Consider the following 23,625-nt stretch of genomic DNA (forward strand, 5'->3'; position numbering starts at 1 on the left):
CCGGAAAGCGGGCCGCATGGCGGGCCGCGAGTCGTGCAACGGCGCACACGTCACGCTCATTCATGTTCCGCGCTCCCCTTGCCGAGTTCGGCCTTCAGCACGAAGCTGTTCGACGCCGCGTACTCCTGGCCCGGCTTGAGGCCCTTCAGCACTTCGGTCGCACGGTCGTCGCGCCGCCCCGTCTCGACGGCCTGGGCGACAAACCCCTTCGGCGAGCGCACGAACACGGAAGGCGCGCCGTCCACATCCTGCAGCGCGTCGCTCGCGACCGCGAGGGGCACGCCCTGCCTGCCCGCGTCGACCGATACGTTCACGAACATCCCGGGCCGCCACACGCGGTCCGGGTTCGGCAGCACGACGCGCGCCGGCGCGGTGCGCGTCTGTTCGCCGAGCAGCGAGCCCACGTACGCGATCGGGCCGCTCGAACGCGATTCGAACGCGGTCGCGACGACCGTCGCGTCGCGGCCGACCCGCACGTCGTTCAACCGCTGCGCAGGCACGGCCATCTCGGCCCATACGGTCGACAGGTCGGAGATCACGAACATGCTGGCATCGGCGGCGATCGCTTCGCCCGGCGTCGCGTGCTTCTCGACGATGGTGCCCGCGAACGGCGCGCGCAGTTCGTAGCGGTTCAACGCGCCCGCGCCGGCCGGCGCGTTCAGCGCGGCAAGCTTCTGCCGCGCGTTCTGCACGGCGATCTCGGCTTCACGCAACTGCACCTGCGCCTGCTGATAGTCCTGCTCGGCCGAGATGCGCTCCGTCCACAACGTGCGTTCGCGCTCGTAGGTCGCGCGTGCGCCCGACAGCCGGCGCTCGGCCGTCAGCAGCTCGCTGCGCCGGTCGGCAAGATCGGTGCTCGCGATCACGGCCAGCACCTGCCCCTTCGCGACGTTCTGCCCGAGCGACACCGACACCTGCTCGACGATGCCGGCCACGCGCGGCACCACGTGCGCGGTGCGATCCTCGTTGAACCTGATCTCGCCCGGCAACTGGAACGGCGTCGCGATCTGCGCGGGGCCCGCCTTCGCCAGCGTGATCTTCGAGGTCGCCAGCTGCGCGTCGGTCAGCGCGATCGCGCCGTCGGCGCGCGCGAACGGGAACGACGCGGCTTCTGTGCCTGCCTTCACGTCGATCGTCGCATCGAACACGTGCGGCTTGCCGATCGACTGCGCGGACACGAACTTCAGGCCGGCCGCATCGAAACGCAGGGGTTCGTGCGTGCGGTCGTAGCGAACCAGCGTGCCGGACACGGTGACGCCCTTGCCGGCCGGCTTGCCGTCGACGAACGGATAGACGACGAGGCGCGCATCGCCGGGCTTCTCCGTCATCACGATTTCGACGGACAGCTTGCCGCGCTTGAGCACGACACCGCCGCGCTCGCCGGCGACTTCGGCGGACGACGCGGCTCCGGAAGCCGTCGATGCGGCCGCGCCGTTGCCGCCGCCGTTGCGCGTGACGCCGAGTGCGCCGATGACGATCCCGGCGCTGCCGAGCACGATCGCCGCGATGATCAGGATTCTGCTGTGTGACATGGTGATCCTTCAGGTAAAAGAGGCGTCTGTTGCGCTATTGCGTGACCGGCTCGGGCGGTGCAAGCGGCGCGAGCGGCGTACCAACGAGCCGGCCGATGTCGGCGCGGGCCGTATGGGCATCGGCGAGCGCACGCACGTACTGCGACTGGCCCTGGAACAGCGTGCGCTGTGCATCGAGCACGTCGAGGAAACTGAACTTCCCGAGCTCGTAGCCGCGCGACATCGCGTCGAGCGCGAGGCGCGCGGCCGGCAGGATGTCGGCCTTCAGGCGCTGCGCTTCCTGCGCGGCGGCTTCGAAATTCGCGTACGCCTGCGTGAGGTCGAGCCGCAGGCGCGTGCGCTCGCGATCGAGATCGGCGTTCGCGCGCTCGGCCTTGTGCGTCGCCTCGAGCAGCGCGCCCTGGTTCGTGTTGAACAGCGGAATCGGGATCGACACGCCGACCACCGCCTGGTTGTCCGGCACGCCGCCCGTGGTCACGCGCTTCACGCCGGCACTGATCGTCACGTCCGGCATGCGCCGCGCGCGTTCGAGCGACACGGCCGCGTTCGAGCGCAGCATCTCGGCGCGCGCGATCCGCGCGAGCGGCGCATCGTCGAGCTGCGCGGCCAGCGCGGACAGCGGCTCGACCGGCGGCACGGTTTCGAGATCGCCCTGCACCGCAAGCCGGCCGTCGCGCGCTTCGCCCATCACCGCGTTCAGCTTCTCGCGCGCGACCTCGACACGGCCGCGTGCCGTCACGACCTCGATCTGCACGCCGGCCGCCGCCACGTGCGCCTTGGTTGCCTCGACCGGCGACACCTTGCCGGCCTGTGCGCGGCGGCTCGCGAGATCCGCGGAGCGCGCGGCGATCGCGGCCGATTCCTCGGTCACCTGAAGCTGGCGCTGCGCGGCGAGCAGCCCGTAGAACGCGGCAATCACGTCGGCGCGCACGACTGCGCCCTGCTCGTCGAGCGATGCATTGGCCGCTTCCCTGCCGTACGACGCGACATCGAGCCGCGCACGGCGCTTGCCGCCGAGTTCGATCGTCTGGTTGATCAGCGCGGTCGACGTGCGTTCGGCGCGACGAAATCCCTCCTGCAGGAACGACACTTCCGGATTCGGACGCGCGCCGGCCTGCATCAGCGCGCCGGCCGACGCATCGACGTCCGCGCGCGCGCCGCGCAGCGCGGGATTGTTCCGGGCCGCGACCAACAGCGCGTCGGAAAGCGTCAACGAGGTGGGAGGGAGAGCGTCGGGTGCCGAGGCGCTTATCGGCGCGGCGCTGCCGGAGGCAGCCGGGGCCGGGGCCGACGACAGCGGCGGCTGCGCATGAGCCGTCGCGGCCATCGCGAAAGCGACGGCCACGGCGAGGTTGAGCTTGAGCATGGTCGGTTCTGCGGTAACGGTTCGCGACCGATGCTACGGTCCGGCCGCAGTGCGAACATGAGGCGAAGATGACATTTCCGTCATCTTGGGCGCAGCCGTGCGCATGCGTACGGCGCCCCGCGGGAGTCGTGCCCCGCTTCAGCGATCAGGAGAATTCAATGAGCGTGCGGCGCGACGGCGCACGGAAAATGGCGGTGGCACGGGGAATCGGCACGCCTGCACCGCGATCCCCCGCAGGCAAATCAAACGATCCCGTGCTTCGCGCGCCGGCGCTGCACGAGCCAGTCGAGCAGTTGCCGCCCGTCGCGTTCGCCGAACCAGCGCGCGTGCCCGATCAGATAACCGTCGTACGCGATGTCGACAATGGCCGGCGCATCGATGATGCAACCGAAATAAGCGACCTCCGACAGCGCGAACTCCGTGTGCACGATCGGCAGCAGCGCGACCAGCGCCGCGTAGGCTTCGTCTCCCAGCGGTTCGAGCGATTCGTACCCGTCGAGCAGCGCGTCGATCTGCGCGTACTCGACGCGGCGCGCGTCGGCCGGCGCCATCCAGTCGACCGTGTTGCGCTCGATCGCGAGCGCGAGGTCCATCACCGCGCAGGTGCGATCCGACAGTCCGAAATCGAGCACGGTCCGCACCTGCGCGCCGGGCCCCGCTTCGGTCCACAGCAGGTTCGACGCATGCCAGTCGCCGTGTGTCCACAGCGGCGGCAGCGCAGGCAGCAGCGGCACGAGGCGCGCATGATACGGGCCGATCGCGTCGGCCACGTCGCCGCGCCAGTCGCGCGCGCCAAGCGCGCGCACGAGCAGCGGCTGCGCCTCGACCCAGCGTTCGAGCGCGCCCGCCAGATCGGCGGACGACAGCACGCGAAAGCTCGACAGCAAGGTCCGCACGGGCCGCGCCGGCGCATCGTAGCCGGCCGACGCGCGATGCAGCTCGGCCAGCGCGCGGCCGGCGGCGTACGCGTGCGAAGCATGCGTGAACGGCTGCCACGACATCACGCCGCGATACGGGTCGACGCCGGGCGCCCGCACGTGCACCTCGTAGGTCCACTCGCCGGACGCGAATGCGGTCGCGCCGTCGCGATCCGCGAGAATGTCGACCACGGGCATCCCGCGTTCGCGCAGATGCGCGATGAAGCGATGCTCTTCCTCGAGCCCTTCGACATCGCGCAGGCTCACGTGATGACGCTTGACGAACAGCCCGCGGCCGTCCGTCATCTGCACCAGGACGGCCGCCGCGAACTGCCGCGGGCTGTGCCATGTGAGCCGCGCCGGCTCGCCGGCGCCGTCGATCCGCGCGAGCACCGCCGCCACCTCGTCGTGCGTCATCAGCGGCCAGTCGCGTTCGGCCTGCACGCCGTCGACGCCGAATTGCGGCGGCGCGACGTCACGCGGCAGGGATCCGTCCGGCTCGAGTGGGAATGACATGAACGACGTTGCTCCGTAGTTGAATCCGAATCGGCGCGTGGATCAGCGCGCGCCGCCGCCTGTTGCCAGCGCGCCGCCGGCCGCCGCGCGCAGCGCCGCGGCCGTGCGGCGCCAGTCGCGCCAGCCGACGACGGCCAGCCCGATGAACAGCGCATAGAGTCCGGCCGTCAGATACAGTTCCTTGAACACGAACATCCCGACGTACACGACGTTCACGACGATCCACAGCCCCCACGACGCAATGTAGCGCCGCGCGGTCCAGTATTGCGCGACGAGGCTGAACGCGGTCAACGATGCATCGACGAACGGCAGCGCCGCATCGGTCCAGCGCGCCATCATGCCGCCGAGCAGCGCGCTGCCGACGACGGCCGCGATCAGGTCGGGCAGCATCTGCATCGGCCGCACGCCCGTGACGGGCGCCACGTCGCCGGCCGGCGCCGCATTGCCGTCGGCCTCGCTTGCACGCTGCGTGAGCCAGCGTTGCCAGCCGTACACCTGCAGCACCGCGAACGCGCCTTGCAGCAGCATGTCCGAATACAGCTTCGCGTCGAAGAAGATCCAGCCGTACAGCGCGACCGACACGAGCCCGACCGGCCAGCACAGCATGCGCCGCTTCGCGGTCAGCCAGATCGCGAGCGCGCTGACGATCACGCCGGCGATTTCAAGTGGGGACATCGTCTGTGCTCTCCAGGTTAGCCGCCGGGGCCGCGTGTCACGCGGCCGGTTCCGGACGGTCAGAAATCATAGGTCAACGACACGCGCGCGGTGCGCGGCGCACCCGAGAACAGGTACGCATCGCCCTGCTGCTCGCCCGCATCGCGCCAGTAGAACTTGTTGAACAGATTGTCCACCGACACGCGCAACACCGTGCGATGGCCGCCGATCTTCGTCGTATAGCGCGCGCCGAGATTGAACACGAACCACGACGGCACGCGCGCGGTGCCCTCCTCGTTCGCGTTGCGGGCCGCGCTGTACTCGACGCCGCCCAGCACGTTCAGCCCCGCGACGCCCGGCACCGCGTAGTCCGCATACAGCGACGCGCGCAGCGCCGGTACGTTGATGATCTGGTGTCCTTCGTACGCCGGCGACCCGGAATCGTATGCACGCGCGCGAATCGCCGCGACGCTGGCCGTCAGCCCCAGGCGCTCGGTCACGCGCCCGGCCGCGCCGAGTTCGATCCCCTGGTGCCGCTGCGTGCCGCGCTGCACGAACGTATAGCTCGTGCCCGATGCGTCCGGGTCGGCGAACTGGAACGGCTTGCTGATGGAGAACACGGCGGCCGTGAGGCTAAGCCGGTCGAGCCAGTCGTATTTCGCGCCGAGCTCGACCTGGTGCGATTCGACGGGCGGCAGGAACGCATACGCGTTGGTCGCGCGCACGGGCGCCTGGTCGCCGAGCGACAGCGCCTTGCTGTACGACGCGTACAGCGACAGCACGTTCACCGGCTTGTAGACGAGCGCGACCTGCGGCAGGAACACCGAGCGGTCGGTATGCGTCGCGTCGCCGTCGAGGCTGCTCCAGCTGCGCTGGCGCAGCAGCACTTCCTTGCCGCCCGCGAGCACCTGCCAGTGTTCGCCGAGGCTGATGCGGTCGAGCCCGAACACGCCGTACTGCCACGCATCGAGGCGCGGATACGACGGGCCGGGCGAATTCGGCGACGGCGAAAACGTCGTGTCGGGCCCGTAGATGTTCTCGCTGCCCACGTAGTCGTACACGGCGTCGGCCATGCTCACGACGCGGCGCTGCACGCTCACGCCGAGCGTCAGCTCGTGTCGCAGCGGGCCCGTCGCGAACTTGCCCGTCGTGACCGCGCGCAGATCGTCGTTGCGGCGATATTCGCCGGGGCTGCGGAAGTCGTACACGTCGTAGTCGCCGTTCGCGCCGAAGAAGAACGGCGACGTCGCGCCGCCCGTGCAACTCGCCGCATACGAGCAGCCGTACGGGAACGCGCTGTTGTCGTCGATCATCGTGCGGCTGCGGCCGGCGGCGATGTAGGCCTTCCAGTCGTCGTCGAACTGGTAGTCGAAGCGCGCGTTCAGGTTCAGCGCGTCGGTCGTCACCGGTTTCGCCCACGGCTGCGTGCCGAGCGCCTTCGACGTCGTGTTGACCGACGGCACGACGGTGCCGCCGAGCAACTGGTAGCCGGGCGCGGAACGCTGGATCCACTGCTGGAATTCGGCGTTGAGCTGCAGGCTCGCACGCGGGCTGATGTCCCAGTCGGCGGCAATCGAGCCGAACGTGCGCCGCCCGTTCGTGCCGTCGACGTACGAGTGCATGTTCTCCTTCGCGGCATTGATCCGGAAGCCGAACTGGTTGTCGGGGCCGAAGCGGCGGCCGAGATCGACGGCTGCCGACGTCGAACCGCGGCTGTCGACGCCCCCCGTCACGCTCGCGACATTGGCCGAGCGCTTCGTCACGAAGTTGATCACGCCACCCGGCGCGACGACGCCGCTGTCGATGCCGGCGAGCCCCTTCAGGATCTCGACGCGCTCCTTGTTCTCGAGCGGCACGTTCTGCTCGCCGGATACCGTCAGCCCGTCGATCCGGATCGCGCTCGCGAGGTCGACCGGAAAGCCGCGGATCGCGAAGCCTTCGAAATAACCGACCGGCGCATAGTCGTTGACGACCGACGCGTCGTTGCGCACGACGTCGCTCAACCGCTTTGCCTGCTGGTCGTCGAGCTGCGCGCGCGTGACGACGCTCACTGACGCCGGCGTATCGCGCAGCGGCGTGTCGTCGAGCCCCGCGACCGATGCGTTGCGTGCGCGCAGCGCATTGCCGCGCTCGCCGCTCACCGTGATCGTCGGCAGCGTCGCGCTGCCGGCTGCCTCGGCGTCCGGCGCCGGCGCATCGCCCTGCGCCGCGGCGGCCTGCGCCGCGAAAAGCGTGATGCCGAGACCGACGCCAAGCCCGATCTTCGCGCGCCGCCGCCGTGCGGGCAACGCTGTTGTTCTATGCACCGTCATTGTTCTGGATGGAAAACTCGCCACTCGACCTGTCGAAACCTGTTACGAAGCTTCGAAGCGTGCCCGCGACCGGACCCAGCCCTTCAGCCGCACGCATGGGTCGGCTCGATATTCATCAGACGAACCGGGCGATACGGCGCGCAGGCGGGCCGCTCGGTCGGGACGACGCAGGATGGGACATCGGATTCGGGTGACGCACCGGGCACCGACGCAGCCGTCGACGGGTTCGTCGGGGGCGTGTCGGGTGGCCGGCTGCATCGCGCGGCCTTGTCATGCGGAGGGACGCTTCGAACGCCTCGGTGCGGGTGCGACGCGCTTGCGCGCACCGTTCGATGGAACGGCGGCGTGCCCGTCGCGCACGACATCGCGGCGCGGCGCGCATTTTACCCCGGGCGGGGCCGGCCGCCCTGGAATCGGGCGAAACGGGGGCGGCGAAGGCGGAAATCGGGAAAGCGCGATTCGTGCGGCGCGACGACGGCGCCGACGTGCGCGTGACTGGCGTCGTGCGCGGCAGTCTCGAAAACCGGCGCAGTGGCGCGCCGGTCATGCGGCCGCCATTCGGAGCGGGCGCGATTGCCCGCTCGCGATCCGGCGGCCGGCCGCTCAGAACCCCTGCATCGTCACCGTCGGATCGACGACCAGGTGCACGACGCCATAAATGACCGCGCCAACGAGCAGCGCGAGGAGGATCGCCACGAACGGCAGCAGCGTGAAGTTGGCGTTCGCGAGATCCGTCGCGTGCGCCTTGCTGTTGCGTACGCCGAAGAAACTCCACAGGACCAGTCGGATCATGCCGAGCAGTTTCATGATTGCGCTCCTTTCATCTATCGGTTGACGCTATCGTCGATCCGACCGGCATCCGAAAAAAGAAGCAGTTGTGCGCGCTTTTCGCGCAGCAGGCCGTCTGCGGCGGCGTGTCGCAGGGTGCATCAGCGGTCGAGCACGAGCGGTTCCGTCCCTTGTGCGGGCCGCGCGATGCACAGCAGCGCGCAACCGGGTTCAACCGGCGCATCGAGGGCCTGCTCGTAGCCGACCGCCCCGGACAGCACGCGCGTCGCGCATGTGCCGCACGACCCGGATCGGCATTCGGACGGCACGTCCACGCGCTGCCCCTCCGCGAATTCGAGCAAGGTGCCGTCGGCGGGCGTCCACGCGGCTTCGCGGCCCGTGCGCCGGAATACGACCGGCACGCTCGCCACCGCGGGCGCTGCAGACGCGCGGGTCGCGCTGCGCGCCACGCTCGACGGCCCGAATGCCTCGAAACGGATGCGTTCGTCGGGCACGTTCAGCGCGCGCAGTCCGTCGTACAAGTCGCGCATGAACGCCGACGGTCCGCAGAGGTAGAAATCGTAATCGTCGAACGAAAGGATCCGCTTCAGTCGATCGATGTCGATGCGGCCGGCATGTGCCGCCGAGCCTTCTTGAGGATGACTGTCGAACCAGTGGAGCGACAATCGTCCATCGGCGGCGGCGACGCGTGCCAGCGCCTCGGCGAACGGTCGATCGTCCGGCTCGCGCGCACCGTGTACGAACACCACGCGGCGCGACGGTTGATCGTCGGCCAGCGCACGGCGCAGCATCGCGATCATCGGCGTGATGCCAATACCGGCCGACACGAACACGGCCGGGCGCGGGCTCGCGAGGTCGAACGAGAAGCGGCCGCGCGGCATCTGCGCGTCGAGCGTCATGCCCGCCTGCGCGTGATCGTGCAGCCACGCCGATACGCGCCCTTCGCGCTTCACGGTAATCCGGTAATGCGCACCGCCCGGTGCATCGGAGAGTGTGTAGCTGCGCATCGCCGGCGCGTCGCCGCCCGGCAGCGCGACGCGCAGCGTCAGGTGCTGCCCGGCTTCATAGGCAGGCAGCGCGCCGCCGTCCGCCGGTTCGAAATGGAACGAACGGATCGCACGCGCTTCATCGACGATCTTCGCGATGCGCAGCGGCCGCCATGCGGGTGCCGAGGCGCTCGCCGATGCGCTCGCCGGTGCCGATGCCGATGCCGATGCCGATGCCGATGCAGGTGAAGGTGAAGGTGAAGGTGAAGGTGAAGGTACCAGTGCCGGTGCCGGTGCCGGTGCCGGTGCCGGTGCCGGTGCCGTTGCCGTTGCCGATGCAGGTGCAGGTGCGGATGTGGACGACACCACCACCGCCCCCGCAACTGCGCTTGCGCCCACGCCCGCCGCCATCGCGGCGAACTGCGGCGCACGCTCGACCGCCGACCACCGGAACGGCAGCACCGCGCGCATGCGCCGCACTTCCCGGACATGGAACCGCACGACCCGCTGCGCGCCGTCGAACGACGCAACGAGCGGCCCATCCCACACGATCTCGGCATGCGCGGCCACATACAGCAGGTCGCCGTTGTCGAAATCGACGAACAGCAGCCCGGCACGCGGATCGTGCTGCAGGTTGCCGAGCGTGTTGAAAAAGCGGTTGCCGCTGAAATCCGGCGTCGTCAGCATGCGCGCATCGTCGACGCGCACGAAGCCCGGCATCCCGCCGCGATGCGACACGTCCGCGCCGCGCGCGGCGCCCGCGTCCGCCGACGTGTTCGCGCTCGCGACGAAAAACGTATCGGCCTGCGCCAGCAGCGCGCGATCCGCATCGTTCAGCGCGTCCGACACGCGGGGCCCGGCGGACCTATCGACTTCCCGTGCGACGAACGTCGGCTTACGGCCCTGGATGTACTTCGCGCAGTTGCCGAAGCTCTGCTCGACCGCGATCGTCAACGCATCGCCGTCGACCGCGCGCACGACGCCATTGACGCGATTGCGCCGCCGCGTAGCGAATTCGATGCCGAGCCCGCCGAGCGGCGCGCCCGGCTGCCACGCGCCGGCCAGCGGATCGCCCGGCAGCGCGCGCGCCGCGATGCGCAGCGTGCGCGCGTCGGGCGACGTCACGAACCCCGGCGCGCCGGCCCGCAGCGTCGCCCACGGCTGGCCGTTCGCGTCGACGCCGCCGAGCACAAAGAACGGCAGTTGCGCGAAAAAAGTCCGGTGCTGATCCGGCATGAAGCGCCGGATCCCGCGCCGGCCGGCCGAACCGGCAGCCTCCGTCACGCCCGCGCGCTGCTGCACGGCGAGCTCGCCCGCGTGAAACGGCGCGGCACCGAGTTCCCAGCCCGGTACGACCGCGGTCGGGGTGTTCATCACGTTCTCCCTGTTCAGGCCCGGCTTCGGCGGGCGTTACGCGGCGAGCAGGCCCACGCGCGTCGTCGGCATGGCGACGAAACCCGGCAGCGCCTCGATGCGCGCCAGCCACGCACGCACGTGCGGATACGGCTCGAGCGTCACGCCGCCCTCCGGCGCGTGCGCGATGTACGAATACGCGGCGATATCGGCAATCGTCGGCTGCGCGCCGGCCGCGAACGGCTTGCCGGCCAGTTCGCGGTCGATCACGTCGAGCACCTTCGCGGCCGTACGCTTGGCGGCCTCGTGGTCGAGCTTCGCGCCGAACACGGTCACGAGCCGCGCGGCGGCCGGCCCCGATGCGATCGGCCCGGCCGCATACGACAGCCAGCGCTGCACGACTGCCGCGCCGGCCGGGTCGTCAGGCAACCAGTGCGCGTCGCCATAGCGCTTCGCGAGGTAGACGAGAATCGCATTCGAATCGGCGATCACCGTGCCGCCATCGTCGATCACGGGCACCTGCCCGAGCGGATTGACCGCGAGGAACGCCGGTTCGCGCTGCGCGCCGGCCGCGAGATCGACTTCGACCGTCTCGGACGGCAGGCCGAGCAGCGACAGGAACAACCGGACGCGATGGGCGTGCCCGGACAGCAGGAACGAATAGACGCGGATCGGCGAGGCGGGCTGGCGGGCAGCAGACATGGAAGCACTCCGGAATCTCGCGCCGCCGGGGATCGGCGACGAACAACTGCAGCGTAGCGCTCGCCGTTCATCGCCAGAAGACGGATAATCGTGGAAACATTATCCTTTTTCATAGGACAATCGACGATGGCCGATCTGCGCGACGTGAACCTGAACCGGCTGGCGATCTTCGTCGCGGTGGTCGACGCCGGCTCGCTGACAGCCGCTGCCGAGCGGCTCGGCCTGGCGAAAACGGTCGTCAGCACGCACATGCAGCGCCTCGAATCCGAGGTGGGCGCGAACCTGCTGGTGCGCACGACGCGGCGGCTGAGCGTGACCGACGCGGGGCGGGCGTTCTACGATGCGTGCCGCGACATCGTGCGCGCCGCCGAAAGCGCGCTCGACGCGGTGTCGTCCGACGCGGGGCCGCTGCGCGGCACGCTGCGCGTGAGCGTGCCGATCGACTACAGCGCGCTGGTTGTCGCGCCTGCCGTCGTCGCCTTGCGCGACCGGCATCCGGGGCTCGACGTCGAACTCGTCGCGAACGACCGCGTGGTCGATCTCGTCGCGGACAACCTCGACGTCGCGATCCGCATCGGCCGCCTCGCCGATTCGAACTATCGGGCGGTGCAGCTCGGCACGTACGAGAAATGGCTGGTCGCGAGCCCCGCGTTCGTCGCGCGCCACGGGCGGCCGCACGATCCGGATGCGCTCGCCGCGCTGCCGTTCGTGATGCTGTCAACGCTGCCGCACCCGCATACCGTCGAACTCGAAGACGCGAACGGCGGCGCCGCTTCCGTGCGCTGTGCCGCGCAGGTCGTGTCGAACACCGCCACCGCGTGCCGCGCGATCGTGCTCGCGGGCGGAGGCTTCGGGTTGCTGACGGATTTCTCGACCGCCGACGACGTCGCGGCCGGCCGGCTCGTGCGACTGCTGCCCGCGTGGCGCTCGGCGCCGGCCGGGATTCATGCGGTGTATCCGTCGACGCGGCTGCCTTCGCCGAAGGTGCGGGCGTTCATCGATGCGATGAAGGGAAGGATCGGCAATACACCGCCGGCGGCGCCGGCAAACCCGACACGATCGAAACGATCGACACGCGCGACAGGCTGAATCCGGCGCTCCGCGCGTTTTTTGCCCCGCCTCCAATCCCCTTTCACCGGGCTTTCCCGTTCGGGACGAATACACCCCTTTAATTTTCATAAAAATCACGCCGCGCTTTCCATATTTTCCACTAAGCTTATTCTCGGTAATACGCCAATTCGCGTTTACCTAAATTATTCAATTTCCACCTTTATTCAATAAAAAGGAGTCGGGAAATGCAAACCGCTGCGATTTCATGGGGAACCACGCCGTCGATTCGTGTCTACACGGCCAACGGCAACAAGATCACCGAGCGCTGCTACGACGGGAAGAATTGGTACACGGGCGCGTTCAACCAGGCCGGCGACAACGTGTCCGCCACGTGCTGGCTGGAGGGGAGCGCCATCCACATCCGCGTGTACGCGACGAGCGGCGGCACGACGACCGAGTATTGCTGGGACGGCGACGGCTGGACCCGCGGCGCCTACACGGGCTCCTGATCAAACGTGCCTGGGGCGCGAAGGGTTTCGCGCCACGATCGGCGCAATGCAAGCCGGTTTTCATTGCGCCGTTTTTTAATTCGCTCCATATGGCTTTCGTCAATTGATCGACACATGAACCAGAAATCGAAAACAATGACGATTTCCTGACATTCATTCGCCACCAAAAAAATAGATCGCCTTTTATTTATTAAAAAGACGACTAACTCTCACGAAAATACGACACGGCGCCCGTGCGCCGTGCGGTTATCGTTGTATTTTCATTTTCAGCCTGCAATTGCCGGGGAAGAACACGCGCGGCGCGATGCCATCCGGTCAGCCGATCTCCCGCAGCGTCCCCAGCAGCACCTTCCTGCAACTCGCGATCATCTGCGCCTCGGGATCGCGATACTCGGTGAGCAGCCACGCCGCGCCGACGTTCGTCATCGCGCCGACGAGCGCGAGCCCGACCAGCCGTTGTTCGGTGCGCTCCGCGGGCGTCGCCGCTTCGCGCGGCGCGCCGATCGCCATGATCAGCTTGCCGAAGTCGATCAGCATGCGCTGGTAGGTCATATCGGTGTCCGCGCTCACGCCCATCACCTCGAGCAGCAGCACGCGCGCCGCGCACGGGTCGCGCAGGAACGCGAAGAACGCGGCGAGCCCCGCCTCGACGCTCTCGCGCAGATCGCCGCCGCGCTCGGCCACCGCCCGCGCGACCGCGTCGTGCAACTGCTGCGCGTGATGCAGGTAGGTGCAGCGCAGCAAATCCTCGGTGCTGTCGAACGCCGCATAGAAATAGCGATCGTTCAGCTTCGCTTCCTGGCAAATCGACCGCACGGTCGCCTTGCGGAACCCGACCGTGCCGAACACGCGCGTCGCCGCGCGGATCAGTGCGTCGCGCCGCTCCGCGGCCCGCACCTCGGGCGCCACGCCGCCATACGACCGGCCCCTTTTTTTTGTTTCGAGTGCTTTCTCCATTCCGCTATTTGACATCAGGACACCCGAAAACTAAAGTGGTGACGAACAACACCACATTAGACGCGCCGTCGGCGCAGGGCAAGCGGAACGGGAGGAGCAACGGATGAACGGGTTTTCCGGCAAGGTCGCCGCGATCACGGGCGCCGGTTCAGGCATGGGCCGCAGCCTCGCGGTCGAGCTCGCGCGGCGCGGCTGCGAGGTTGCGCTCGCCGACGTCAACGAAACCGGCCTCGCCGGCACGGCGGCCGCCTGCGCACGGCACGGCGTGCGCGTGAGCAAGCGGCGGCTCGACGTGTCCGACCGCGATGCGGTGTTCGCGTGGGCCGATTTCGTGCGCGCCGAGCACGACAAGGTCAACCTGGTCTTCAACAACGCGGGCGTGTCGCTGGCCGCCGGCGCCGAGACCGCGCGCATCGCCGATCTCGAATGGATCGTCGGCATCAACTTCTGGGGCGTCGTGCACGGCACCCAGGCATTCCTGCCGCATCTGCGCGCGTCGGGCGACGGGCACGTCGTCAACACGTCGAGCCTGTTCGGCCTCGTCGCGATGCCCACCCAAAGCGCGTACAACGCGACCAAGTTCGCGGTGCGCGGCTTCACCGAGGCGCTGCGGATGGAGCTCGAACTCGACGGCGCGCCGGTGAGCGCGACCTGCGTGCATCCGGGCGGCGTCGCGACGAACATCGTCGATGCGGGCCGCGTCGATACCAGCATCCACGCGCTCACGGGCCAGGACGAAGCGACCCATCGCCGCCAGGCGAACCGCCTGATCAACGCGACGACCGCCGACGATGCAGCACGGCAGATCCTCGCGGGTGTCGAGCGCAATGCGCGCCGCGTACTCGTCGGCGCCGACGCGCGCCGGCTCGACCGGATCGCGCGCCTGCTCGGCGCCGGTTACCAGTGGCTGATGCTGCGCCACGTGCGCCGCGCCCGCGCCCGCAACCTCGAACGCGCGCACGCCCCGGCCGCGCTCCCGACCACGCCGACCAAGGATCCCGCATGACCTCGACGACGACCGACCGGCGCGACGCGCCGCCCGCCCCCGACGCCCGCGGCGACAGTGACGACCTCGACGTGCTGATCGTCGGCGCCGGCCTGTCCGGCATCGGCGCGGCCTATCACCTGAAGCAGCGCTGCCCGCATGCCAGCGTGGCCATCGTCGAGGCGCGCGACGCGATCGGCGGCACGTGGGACCTGTTCCGCTATCCGGGCGTCCGTTCGGATTCCGACATGTTCACGCTCGGCTACAGCTTCCGCCCGTGGCACAGCGACAAGGCGATCTCGGACGGCCAGACGATCCTCGACTACATCCGCGACACCGCACGCGCGTACGGCATCGACAAGACGATCCGCTACGGCCAGAAAGTGGTCGCGGCCGACTGGGACTCGAACCGCGCGCGCTGGACGGTACGCATCGAGCGCACGCGGAACGGCGCGACCGACACGCTCGTGTACACCTGCCGCTTCCTGTTCATGTGCAGCGGGTACTACGACTACGACGCCGGCTACCTGCCCGACTGGGCCGGCATGGACACGTTCGAGGGCACGCTCGTGCATCCGCAACACTGGCCGAAGGACCTGTCGTACGCGAACCGGCGCGTGGTCGTGATCGGCAGCGGCGCGACGGCCGTCACGCTCGTGCCGTCGATGGCGGCCGATGCGCAGCACGTGACGATGCTGCAGCGCTCGCCGACCTACATCGTGTCGCTGCCCGCCCGCGACAGGATCGCGAACGCGCTGCGCCGCGTGCTGCCGTCGCGGCTCGCCCACCGGCTCGTGCGCGTGAAGAACGTGCTGCTGACGATGTACCTGTACAACGTGTCGCGCCGCAAACCCGACCGGACGAAGCAGTTCATCATCCGCGCGGCCAGCAAGCAGCTCGGCCCCGGCTTCGACGTCGCGAAGCACCTGACGCCGCGCTACATGCCGTGGGACCAGCGCGTGTGCCTCGTGCCGAACGGCGACCTGTTCAAGGCGATCCGCGCGGGCCGCGCGTCGATCGTCACCGACGAGATCGAGCGCTTCACGCCGACCGGCCTCAAGCTGAAAAGCGGCCAGCAGCTCGACGCGGACGTGATCGTCACCGCGACCGGGCTGAAGGTAAAGATGCTCGGCGGCGCGCGCGTCACCGTCGACGGCCGCGCGGTCAACCTGCCGGATACCGTGTCGTACAAGGGGATGATGTACAGCGACGTGCCGAACCTTGCGTCATCGTTCGGCTACACGAATGCGTCGTGGACGCTGAAGGCCGAGCTGATCGCGCGCTACGTGTGCCGGCTGCTCAACCACATGCGCGCGAACGGTTACGACACTTGCGTGCCGCGGCTCGGCCCCGGCGATCTCGGCAACGTGCCGGCCGTCAACCTGAGCTCGGGCTACATCCAGCGCGCGGCCGGCATCCTGCCGAAGCAGGGGCATGGCAAGCCGTGGAAGTTCCACCAGAACTACGTGCTCGATCTCGCATCGCTGAAGTTCAGCGGACTCGCCGATTCGGCGATGCGGTTCGAACGCCGCGCGAAAGCCGGCCCGGCCGCCACGACGCCGGTTGCCGAACCCGCACTCGAAACCCGTTGAGGCCGACATGACCCCTACGCTCCATCTGATCCAGAACGTGCTGCTCGGCGTCGTCGCGGTGCTCGCCGCGCTCGCGCTGTTTACCGGTTACGTGGGCCGCCGCGTGACGCGCGCGTTTCCGCCCGAAGGCCGCTTCGTCGATATCGGCGGCGACCGCATCCACTACGTCGAATACGGCAACGGCCCGCCGCTCGTGTTCGTCCACGGGCTCGCGGGGCAACTGCGCAATTTCGCGTACCTGCCGCTCGCGCGGCTCGCGCAGCAGCATCGCGTGATCCTCATCGACCGTCCGGGCGCCGGCCGCTCGCTCCGCGGCGCGGGCTCGCAGGCGAACGTGTTCGCGCAGGCCCGCACGGTCGCCGCGTTCATCGATGCGCTGCAGCTCGACAAGCCGGTGCTCGTCGGCCATTCGCTCGGCGGCGCGATCGCGCTCGCGGTCGGCCTCAATCATGCGGACCGCGTGAGCCGGCTCGCGCTGATCGCGCCGCTGTCGCACGAGCAGAGCGAGCCGCCGGCGCCGTTCAAGCCGCTGATGCTGCCCTCGCCGCTGGTGCGCCGCTTCGTGTCGTGGACCTTCGCGATTCCGCTGACGATCCTGACCGGCCGCAAGGCGGTGCGCCAGGTGTTCGCGCCGGAAGACGTGCCGCGCGACTTTCCGGTGAAGGGGGGTGGACTGCTCGGGATGCGCCCGCACGTGTTCTACGCGACTGCGACCGACCTGCTGTCGGCACCGCTCGACCTGCCCGCGATGGAGCGCCGCTACCCGGACCTCGCGCTGCCGGTCGACGTGCTGTACGGCCGCGCCGATCCGATCCTGAACTGGCGCGAGCACGGCGAAGCGCTCGCGAAAAAATCGGCGCGGGTGCGGCTGAAGGTTGTCGAGGGCGGGCACATGCTGCCGATCACGATGCCGGATGCAACGGCCGACTGGCTGCTCGAAGTCGCCGCCGCGCCGGCCGAGACTGCCGCGCCGGCAACACGCATCGCGTAAGCCGCGACCGCGTCACCCGGGCCTGAGTCCGTGCCGTGCCGCCGGCGCCGGCGCGGAATCAGGCTTCGTCGTCGGGCACCGGCAGCCCGAGATCCGATATCACCTCCCGTGCGCTGCGGAACGCCTCGACCGCAGCCGGCGCGCCCGCGTACAGCGCGCTGTGCAGCAACACCTCGCGGATTTCGACGAGGCTCGCGCCGTTGTTGAGCGCGCCGCGAATGTGACCCTTCAGTTCCGTGCCGCGGCCAAGCGCCGCCAGCATCGCGCACGTGCACAGGCTGCGCGTCTTCAGGTCGATTCCGCCCCGCTGCCACGTGCTGCCCCACGCGTGCTCGTTCAGCCAGTCCTGCAGCGGGCGCGAAAAACCGTCGAGGTCGCGCATCGCGCGCTCGACGAACGCCTCGCCCATCACGTCGATGCGTCGCGCCTTGCCGTATTCCCTGTCCTGTTCGCTCATGTCCGTGTCCTCGGTGGGGTCGTGGCGGCTGCTGCGGCGTCGGCAGCCGGGGAGTCGCGTCATGTTCATCGGGCCGGCGCGTTTCGTCAAAGATGCGGCCCTCGGTTCGCGGCCGCCCGCGTCACGCGATATCGAACGCTACGTAACATCGCGCCGCGCGTTACGGCGGCTTGCGGGAACATCGCAACCGCCGCGCCGGCGCACCCTGCGTGCCCGCCGCGCGAAACCGCCGCAGCTCCGTTTAAATCGCGCCGATATTCCCGATTTCTGCAATAAAGCGCGACACCGTTTCGAGAGAATTGTCATGGCGCGGAATTTGCAGAGGAGGCTTGGACGCATTTCCAATGTCGAGGCCAACATGCACACATTCTTCAAGAAGACGACGGTAACGATGGCCGTCTCGTCGCTGCTCGCACTCTATGGTTGCGGCTCGGTCGATGGACCGACGACGCCGCCGACGATCAAGCCGAGCACGTCAGGGACGGGCGGCAGCTCGGGGACTTCGGGGACGTCGGGTTCTTCCGGTACATCCGGTTCTTCGGGGACCTCGGGATCTTCCGGTACGTCGGGGACTACTTCGGGTACTTCGGGTACGTCCGGTACCTCGGGTACGTCCGGTACCTCGGGCACTTCCGGCACGTCGGGCACCTCCGGTACCTCGGGCACCTCCGGCACGTCGGGCACCTCCGGTACGTCCGGCACCTCCGGTACGTCGGGTACTTCCGGCACGTCAGGCACCTCCGGTACGTCGGGCACCTCCGGTACGTCCGGCACCTCCGGTACCTCGGGCACTTCCGGTACCTCGGGTACTTCGGGTACTTCGGGTACTTCGGGTACTTCGGGTACTTCGGGTACTTCGGGTACTTCGGGTACTTCGGGTACTTCGGGTACTTCGGGTACGTCGGGTACTTCGGGTACGTCGGGTACTTCCGGTACTTCGGGTACGTCGGGTACGTCGGGTACGTCGGGTACTTCGGGTACGTCGGGTACTTCCGGTACGTCGGGCACTTCCGGTACGTCGGGCACTTCCGGTACGTCGGGCACTTCCGGTACGTCGGGTACGTCAGGCACTTCCGGTACTTCGGGTACTTCCGGTACGTCAGGCACCTCCGGTACGTCGGGCACTTCCGGTACGTCAGGCACTTCCGGTACGTCAGGCACCTCCGGTACGTCGGGCACTTCCGGCACGTCGGGCACCTCCGGTACGTCGGGCACTTCCGGTACGTCAGGCACCTCGGGCACCGGCGTCACCCCTCTCGGCAATGTCCTCCAGAAATCCGGCAACCTCGTGACGGCAGTCGGCACGACGGTCGCGAACGGCGGCGGCCAGATCGGCGGCGTGCAGATCCCGGGCACGAATCCGACGACGGCCACCAGCGTCGGCAACGCGGTCACGAGCCTCGGCAACGGCGTGCAGGCGCTCGGCAATGGCGTCGCGGCCGGCCTCGGCTCGATCGGCGTGTCGGCCAACCCGCTCGGACCGACGCTGACGTCGACCACCGGCCTGCTGACCGGCACCGGCGGCGCGGTCAACAACCTCGGCAACGCGGTGAAGAGCCTCGGCTCCGGCCCGCTGTCGCCGCTGTCGCCGGTCACGACGCTCGTCGGCGATCTCGTCAACACCGTCGGCGGCGCCGTCAATTCGACCGCGTCGGGCCTCAACACGGCGCTGAACAGCTCGCCGGTCCAGCAGCTCGAGACGCAGGTCGGCAAGGTGATCAACCCGATCACGAACACGCTGACCGGCGGTGTCACGACGCCGGGCGCCACGCAGACGCTCGGCGGCGTGACGCTGCTCGGCACGCCGCTCAACGGCCTGCTGAGCGCGCTCGGCAACGGCCTCGCAAGCGCCGGCACGAAGGTCGGCGGCTCAACCGACAACCCGGTCGGCGCCGGTCTCGGCGGCGTCGTGGCGCAGCTCGGCAACACCGTGACGTCCACCGGCGGTCTCGTCCACGACAACAACGCGGGCAGTTCCAGCAGCGGCACGGGCGGCGGCAACCCGCTCGCCCCGATCACGGGCCTGCTCGGCTCGCTGACGGGCGGCCTGGGCGGCGGCAGCTCGAGCGGTTCGGGCGGAACCAGCGGCACCAGCGGCACCAGCGGCACCAGCGGCACGAGCAGCGGCGGCCCGCTCGGACCGGTCACGGGCCTGCTCGGCTCGCTGACCGGCGCGCTCGGCGGCCTCGGTTCGAGCGGCACCGGCGGAACGAGTGGCACCGGCGGCACCAGCGGCACCGGTGGCGCGGGTATCGGCGGCCTGCTGGCGCCGGTCACCAACCTCGTCAACGCGCTGACGCCGCTCGGCGCCAGCCTCACCGGCACGGTCACGACGCCCGGCGGCAACGTGACGGGCACCCTCGGCGGCCTGCTGTCGAGCGGCCCGGTCGGCACGGTGACGGGTGCGCTGACGACGCCGGCCGGCGCCGCGGGCGCCACCGGCACGGCCAGCCCCGGCGGCGCGGCCGGCTCGGTCACGACGCCGGCTGGCGGCGGCACCGTGGTGGGTGGCCTGACCGGCAGCTCGAACGGCGGTGCCGCGGGCGGCGCCGGCAACCTGCTCTCGCCGGTGACGAACCTCCTCGGCGGTCTGCTGGGCGGCGGCAACAAGAAGTAACGCTTTACCTATCAGAACCACAGGCCAATGGCCGGGCGCGCATCCCTACCAAGCCCGGCCGACGGCCGGCGTCACCCGCCAAGCGGGGGCGCCGGCCCTCAAACGTACGAGGACCCGATCATGAATTCCACGCTTGACGGCATCGCCGCGGTCCAGGACCGCCCACCCCGTTCCGCCACGCCCCTGCGCGCCGGCCTGCTCGGCATTGCCGCCGGGCTCTTCGCGCTGTGGATCACGCGCGGCCAGCCGACCCTCGATGCAGCCACGCGCGCGGTCATCGCCAGCCTCGCGATCATCGGCACGATCGCGCTGCACGAAATCTTCATCTCGCGCGTCTACCTGCGCCCCAGCGCGGGCCTGTCGCGGCAGGCGGTCCGGCCGCTCGGCATCGCGCGCGTCGCGACGCGGCTCGGCGCGCTGACGTCGATCTATGCGGGCATCGGCGCGATCTACTGGCTGCTGCCCGAATACCATGGCGCGTTCTACCTGCCGTTCTGGTCGCTGCTGCGCTCGCTCGCACCGTACGTGATCGTCGCCGCGCCGTTCTACTTCGCGTGGATGGACCGCCACCAGCGCGAGACCAACGACGCCTACCTGCTGTGGGGCCGCTTCCTGTTCCGCCGCGAGCAGCCCGCGAGCTGGAGGCCGGTGCGCGAGATGCTGGCCGGCTGGGGCGTGAAGGCGTTCTTTCTGCCGCTGATGACCGTCTACCTGTCGAAGGACGCCGATCACCTGACCGCGTCCCTCACGAACGCGATGCACGCGCCGATGACGATCGCGGCCTTCGTGTTCATGTATGACCTGTCGTTCACGATGGACCTGATGTTCGGCACCGTCGGCTACCTGTGCACGTTCCGCATCCTCGACAGCCACGTGCGCACCGTCGAGCCGACGACACTCGGCTGGGTGGCCGCGCTGATGTGCTACCAGCCGTTCTGGTCGCTGTTCTCGAACAACTACATCCGCTACGAAGGCTCGATGTTCTGGGACAACTGGCTGATGTCGGCTCCGACGCTGCGCGTGATCTGGGGCACCGTGATCATCCTGCTGCTGCTGACCTACGCGCTGTGCACGATCTCGTTCGGGCTGCGTTTCTCGAACCTCACCAACCGCGGGATCATCACGTCGGGCCCTTACCGCTTCACGAAGCATCCGGCGTACATCACGAAGAACCTGTCGTACTGGATGGTGTCCGTGCCGTTCGTCGAGCCGCTCGGCTGGCAGGTCGGGCTCATGCACTGCGCGGGGCTCGTCGCGGTCAACCTGATCTACTACACGCGGGCGAAGACGGAAGAGCGCCACCTGATGCGCGATCCCGACTATCGCGCGTATGCCGAATGGATCGCGCAACACGGGCTGTTCGCGCGGATCAGGCAGGCGTTCGGGCAGCGCGCGCCGGCCTGACGCGGCGGCAAAAGGCGGGGCCGGCTGCCCCGCCCTCGTCTGCGCTGGCGTTCCCGCATCGACGTTTCGCCGGTTCCGGCGCACAATGCGCGCCCTTCGAGAACGGTGCAACAGACCAACGATGAGCGTCACCACGGTACGGCCGGCTACGATCGATGATGCGGCGATCGCCGCACGCATCCTGACCGACGCCGTTGCGTTCAAGACCGCGCACGACGACCCGGCATGGGGACACCGTGCGCGAACCGAACAGGACGTTCGACCGATGCTCGACGCCGGCAGCCTTCACATCGTCGAGCAGGACGGCGTCGCTGCCGCGATGTTCGTGCTGAGGTGGGAAGACGAGGAGTACTGGGGGCCGCAGGCGCCCGTCGCCGGTTATCTGCACCGGCTCTCGGTACGTGACGGCTTCCACGGCCGCGGGCTCGGCCGCCATATGATCGACTGGTGTGCGGATCAGGTACGCGCGCAGCAACGTACGTTTCTGCGGCTCGATTGCGATCCGCGCAACGCGAAGCTGTGTGCGTATTACGAGGCATTCGGCTTTGAACGTGTCGCGCTTCGCCCGCTGCCCAGCGGTTACATCGCTTCGCTCTATGAGCGCGCGGTGGCCGGTTGACGACACCGGCCGCGCGCACCCGCGACTTCCGCTGAATGCCGCGCGGCCCGAAACCGCCACGCGTCGCTGCACGCGTGCTCAGTCGAACGCGACACTGCTGTCGCGCCCGTCGCGCGCGCGACCGGTCGCACGCGTCAGCCCCCTGATCGCGACGAAGCTCGCGAGGCCCATGCCGAAGCAGCAGGCCGCCAACGGCCACGGGGTAGCCCCGTCGAAGACCAGCGTCGCGAGCGTGCCCACGCCGGTGACGATCACGCCCTGCACCGCGTAGTAGAGCGCAACCGCCTTGCCTGCCGCATCGCCGAAATCGCGCAGCGCACCGTTCGCGGACACCGACGACATCAGCACGATACCGACCGCAACCAGCCACATCGGCATCACGAACGTCGCGAACGACGGCTTCGCCAGGACCGTACCGACGGCCAGCACGATCGCACCCGTCATCATCGTGAGCGCCCCTCGCGCAACGCAGCCTGCCTCGCCCCACCTCGACACGAACGTCCCTGCGAAGCGCGACACGACGACCATCACGATCGCGACGGTCGCGAAGGCCATGCTGAATGCCTCGCGGGAATAGCCAGCACCGCCGACCAGCACGCGAGGCGCGGTGGAGAAGAACACGAAGAACGCCCCCATCGCGGCGGCAAACGCGAGCGTATGAACTCGAAAAGGCCGGCTGCCGAGCATCGATGCGACGGACGGCCCCTGCCGGTTCGCCGTCCGTGGCCGCGTTTCGTGCCAGCGTGGCCACGCGCGACCGCACGCGAGCAGACCCAGCAGGCCGAGCGTCGCGAAGATCGCGCGCCATCCGCAGGCTGTCGCGATGGCTGCGCCCAGCAGCGGCCCCAGCGCGGGCACGCACGCCAGCATCGCACCGAACCGGCTGTAGATGATGCGGCCTTCGGGGCGATCGGCGTAGACATCGCGAACGGTCGCGAACGTGGCGACGAGCGCGGCCGACGCGCCCAGCGCCTGCAGCGCCCGTAGTGCGACGAACAGGCCGCCGCCGGTGGCGATCGCAAGGGCCACGGAAGCCACCGCAAAACACAGCGCGCCGCCCAGCACCACCGGCCGTCTGCCGACGCGGTCCGACAACGGGCCGAAGATCATCTGGCCCAGCCCGAGGACGACCATGTAGACGCTCAGCGTCAACTGGACGATGGCCGGCGACGTACCCAGCGCGGACGGCATCTCCGGGATCACCGGCAGGTACACGTCCATCGCCAGCGAAGCGAGGAGATCGAAAGGCGCCATCAGCAGCAGCGCCGACGGCAACGAATGGGCCCAGACGGGCGTGGATTGTTCAGGCATGACAAG

The 23,625-nt window shown here is 69.1% G+C and carries 20 protein-coding genes; 8 read left to right on the forward strand and 12 right to left on the reverse strand.

Going from position 1 to position 23,625, the window contains the following annotated elements:
* Positions 1–56 precede the first annotated feature (56 nt).
* The 8 genes from HWX36_RS11645 to HWX36_RS11680 form a co-directional block, all read right to left on the reverse strand.
* A complete protein-coding gene (locus tag HWX36_RS11645) occupies positions 57–1,532 on the reverse strand; it encodes an efflux RND transporter periplasmic adaptor subunit (protein ID WP_175952253.1) in 1,476 nt (491 codons plus the stop codon).
* Between the two features lie 34 nt (positions 1,533–1,566).
* Positions 1,567–2,898, reverse strand: coding sequence for a TolC family protein (locus HWX36_RS11650; RefSeq protein WP_175952254.1), 1,332 nt, complete (start codon positions 2,896–2,898; stop codon positions 1,567–1,569).
* A gap of 242 nt (positions 2,899–3,140) precedes the next feature.
* The gene (locus tag HWX36_RS11655) at positions 3,141–4,331 is read right to left on the reverse strand and encodes a phosphotransferase (protein WP_175952255.1); all 1,191 of its coding nucleotides are present in this window, start codon (positions 4,329–4,331) and stop codon (positions 3,141–3,143) included.
* Positions 4,332–4,373: 42 nt separating this feature from the next.
* Positions 4,374–5,006: a nicotinamide riboside transporter PnuC gene (gene pnuC / locus HWX36_RS11660; RefSeq protein ID WP_175952256.1), complete on the reverse strand. Its 633-nt coding sequence runs from the start codon at positions 5,004–5,006 to the stop codon at positions 4,374–4,376.
* A 59-nt stretch (positions 5,007–5,065) separates the two neighbouring features.
* A complete protein-coding gene (locus tag HWX36_RS11665) occupies positions 5,066–7,297 on the reverse strand; it encodes a TonB-dependent siderophore receptor (protein ID WP_175952257.1) in 2,232 nt (743 codons plus the stop codon).
* Between the two features lie 603 nt (positions 7,298–7,900).
* A complete protein-coding gene (locus HWX36_RS11670) occupies positions 7,901–8,104 on the reverse strand; it encodes a DUF2970 domain-containing protein (RefSeq protein ID WP_175952258.1) in 204 nt (67 codons plus the stop codon).
* Between the two features lie 122 nt (positions 8,105–8,226).
* On the reverse strand, positions 8,227–10,446 hold the full coding sequence (locus tag HWX36_RS11675; protein WP_175952259.1) for a pyridoxamine 5'-phosphate oxidase family protein: 2,220 nt from the start codon (positions 10,444–10,446) through the stop codon (positions 8,227–8,229).
* Positions 10,447–10,482: 36 nt separating this feature from the next.
* On the reverse strand, positions 10,483–11,127 hold the full coding sequence (locus tag HWX36_RS11680; protein WP_175952260.1) for a glutathione S-transferase: 645 nt from the start codon (positions 11,125–11,127) through the stop codon (positions 10,483–10,485).
* 126 nt (positions 11,128–11,253) lie between these two features.
* Here HWX36_RS11680 and HWX36_RS11685 point away from each other — a divergent pair, with 126 nt between their 5' ends.
* Positions 11,254–12,216, forward strand: a complete 963-nt coding sequence (locus HWX36_RS11685) for a LysR family transcriptional regulator (protein WP_175952261.1) — start codon at positions 11,254–11,256, stop codon at positions 12,214–12,216.
* 206 nt (positions 12,217–12,422) lie between these two features.
* Complete coding sequence (locus HWX36_RS11690; RefSeq protein ID WP_175952262.1) at positions 12,423–12,686, forward strand: fucose-binding lectin protein; 264 nt, start codon at positions 12,423–12,425, stop codon at positions 12,684–12,686.
* Positions 12,687–13,001: 315 nt separating this feature from the next.
* Here HWX36_RS11690 and HWX36_RS11695 read toward each other — a convergent pair whose 3' ends face one another.
* A complete protein-coding gene (locus HWX36_RS11695) occupies positions 13,002–13,643 on the reverse strand; it encodes a TetR/AcrR family transcriptional regulator (protein ID WP_244136391.1) in 642 nt (213 codons plus the stop codon).
* Positions 13,644–13,746: 103 nt separating this feature from the next.
* Here HWX36_RS11695 and HWX36_RS11700 point away from each other — a divergent pair, with 103 nt between their 5' ends.
* From HWX36_RS11700 to HWX36_RS11710, 3 genes are read left to right on the forward strand one after another with little or no spacing between them, the layout of a single operon-like run.
* Positions 13,747–14,649: an SDR family NAD(P)-dependent oxidoreductase gene (locus HWX36_RS11700; protein WP_175952264.1), complete on the forward strand. Its 903-nt coding sequence runs from the start codon at positions 13,747–13,749 to the stop codon at positions 14,647–14,649.
* Positions 14,646–16,220 (forward strand): NAD(P)/FAD-dependent oxidoreductase, encoded by a 1,575-nt coding sequence (locus HWX36_RS11705; protein WP_175952265.1) that lies wholly within the window; start codon positions 14,646–14,648, stop codon positions 16,218–16,220. Before HWX36_RS11700 ends, HWX36_RS11705 begins: the two co-directional genes overlap by 4 nt.
* 7 nt (positions 16,221–16,227) lie before the next feature.
* Complete coding sequence (locus HWX36_RS11710; RefSeq protein ID WP_175952266.1) at positions 16,228–17,211, forward strand: alpha/beta fold hydrolase; 984 nt, start codon at positions 16,228–16,230, stop codon at positions 17,209–17,211.
* Between the two features lie 58 nt (positions 17,212–17,269).
* Here the strand turns inward: HWX36_RS11710 and HWX36_RS11715 are convergent, their stop codons facing one another.
* Together HWX36_RS11715 and HWX36_RS37750 are read right to left on the reverse strand one after the other, a co-directional pair.
* Entirely contained in the window at positions 17,270–17,668 is a 399-nt protein-coding gene (locus tag HWX36_RS11715; RefSeq protein WP_175952267.1) for a carboxymuconolactone decarboxylase family protein, read from the reverse strand.
* Positions 17,669–18,085: 417 nt separating this feature from the next.
* Positions 18,086–19,063, reverse strand: a complete 978-nt coding sequence (locus tag HWX36_RS37750) for a highly repetitive protein (RefSeq protein ID WP_347879210.1) — start codon at positions 19,061–19,063, stop codon at positions 18,086–18,088.
* Here HWX36_RS37750 and HWX36_RS37755 point away from each other — a divergent pair.
* The 3 genes from HWX36_RS37755 to HWX36_RS11730 all read left to right on the forward strand — a co-directional run bounded on the left by HWX36_RS37755 (position 18,957) and on the right by HWX36_RS11730 (position 22,308).
* Positions 18,957–20,285, forward strand: coding sequence for a collagen-like triple helix repeat-containing protein (locus HWX36_RS37755; RefSeq protein ID WP_347879211.1), 1,329 nt, complete (start codon positions 18,957–18,959; stop codon positions 20,283–20,285). The two genes, HWX36_RS37750 and HWX36_RS37755, sit on opposite strands and share 107 nt — an antisense overlap.
* Before the next feature lie 120 nt (positions 20,286–20,405).
* Positions 20,406–21,689, forward strand: a complete 1,284-nt coding sequence (locus tag HWX36_RS11725) for an isoprenylcysteine carboxylmethyltransferase family protein (protein WP_175952269.1) — start codon at positions 20,406–20,408, stop codon at positions 21,687–21,689.
* Positions 21,690–21,810: 121 nt separating this feature from the next.
* Positions 21,811–22,308, forward strand: a complete 498-nt coding sequence (locus HWX36_RS11730) for a GNAT family N-acetyltransferase (RefSeq protein ID WP_175952270.1) — start codon at positions 21,811–21,813, stop codon at positions 22,306–22,308.
* A 78-nt stretch (positions 22,309–22,386) separates the two neighbouring features.
* On the opposite strand, the gene cml is transcribed toward HWX36_RS11730, so the two are convergent.
* Positions 22,387–23,619 (reverse strand): CmlA/FloR family chloramphenicol efflux MFS transporter, encoded by a 1,233-nt coding sequence (gene cml, locus HWX36_RS11735; RefSeq protein ID WP_175952271.1) that lies wholly within the window; start codon positions 23,617–23,619, stop codon positions 22,387–22,389.
* Positions 23,620–23,625: the final 6 nt, after the last annotated feature.

The organism is Burkholderia sp. BCC0405, assembly GCF_902833075.1.
Taxonomy (GTDB): Bacteria; Pseudomonadota; Gammaproteobacteria; order Burkholderiales; family Burkholderiaceae; genus Burkholderia.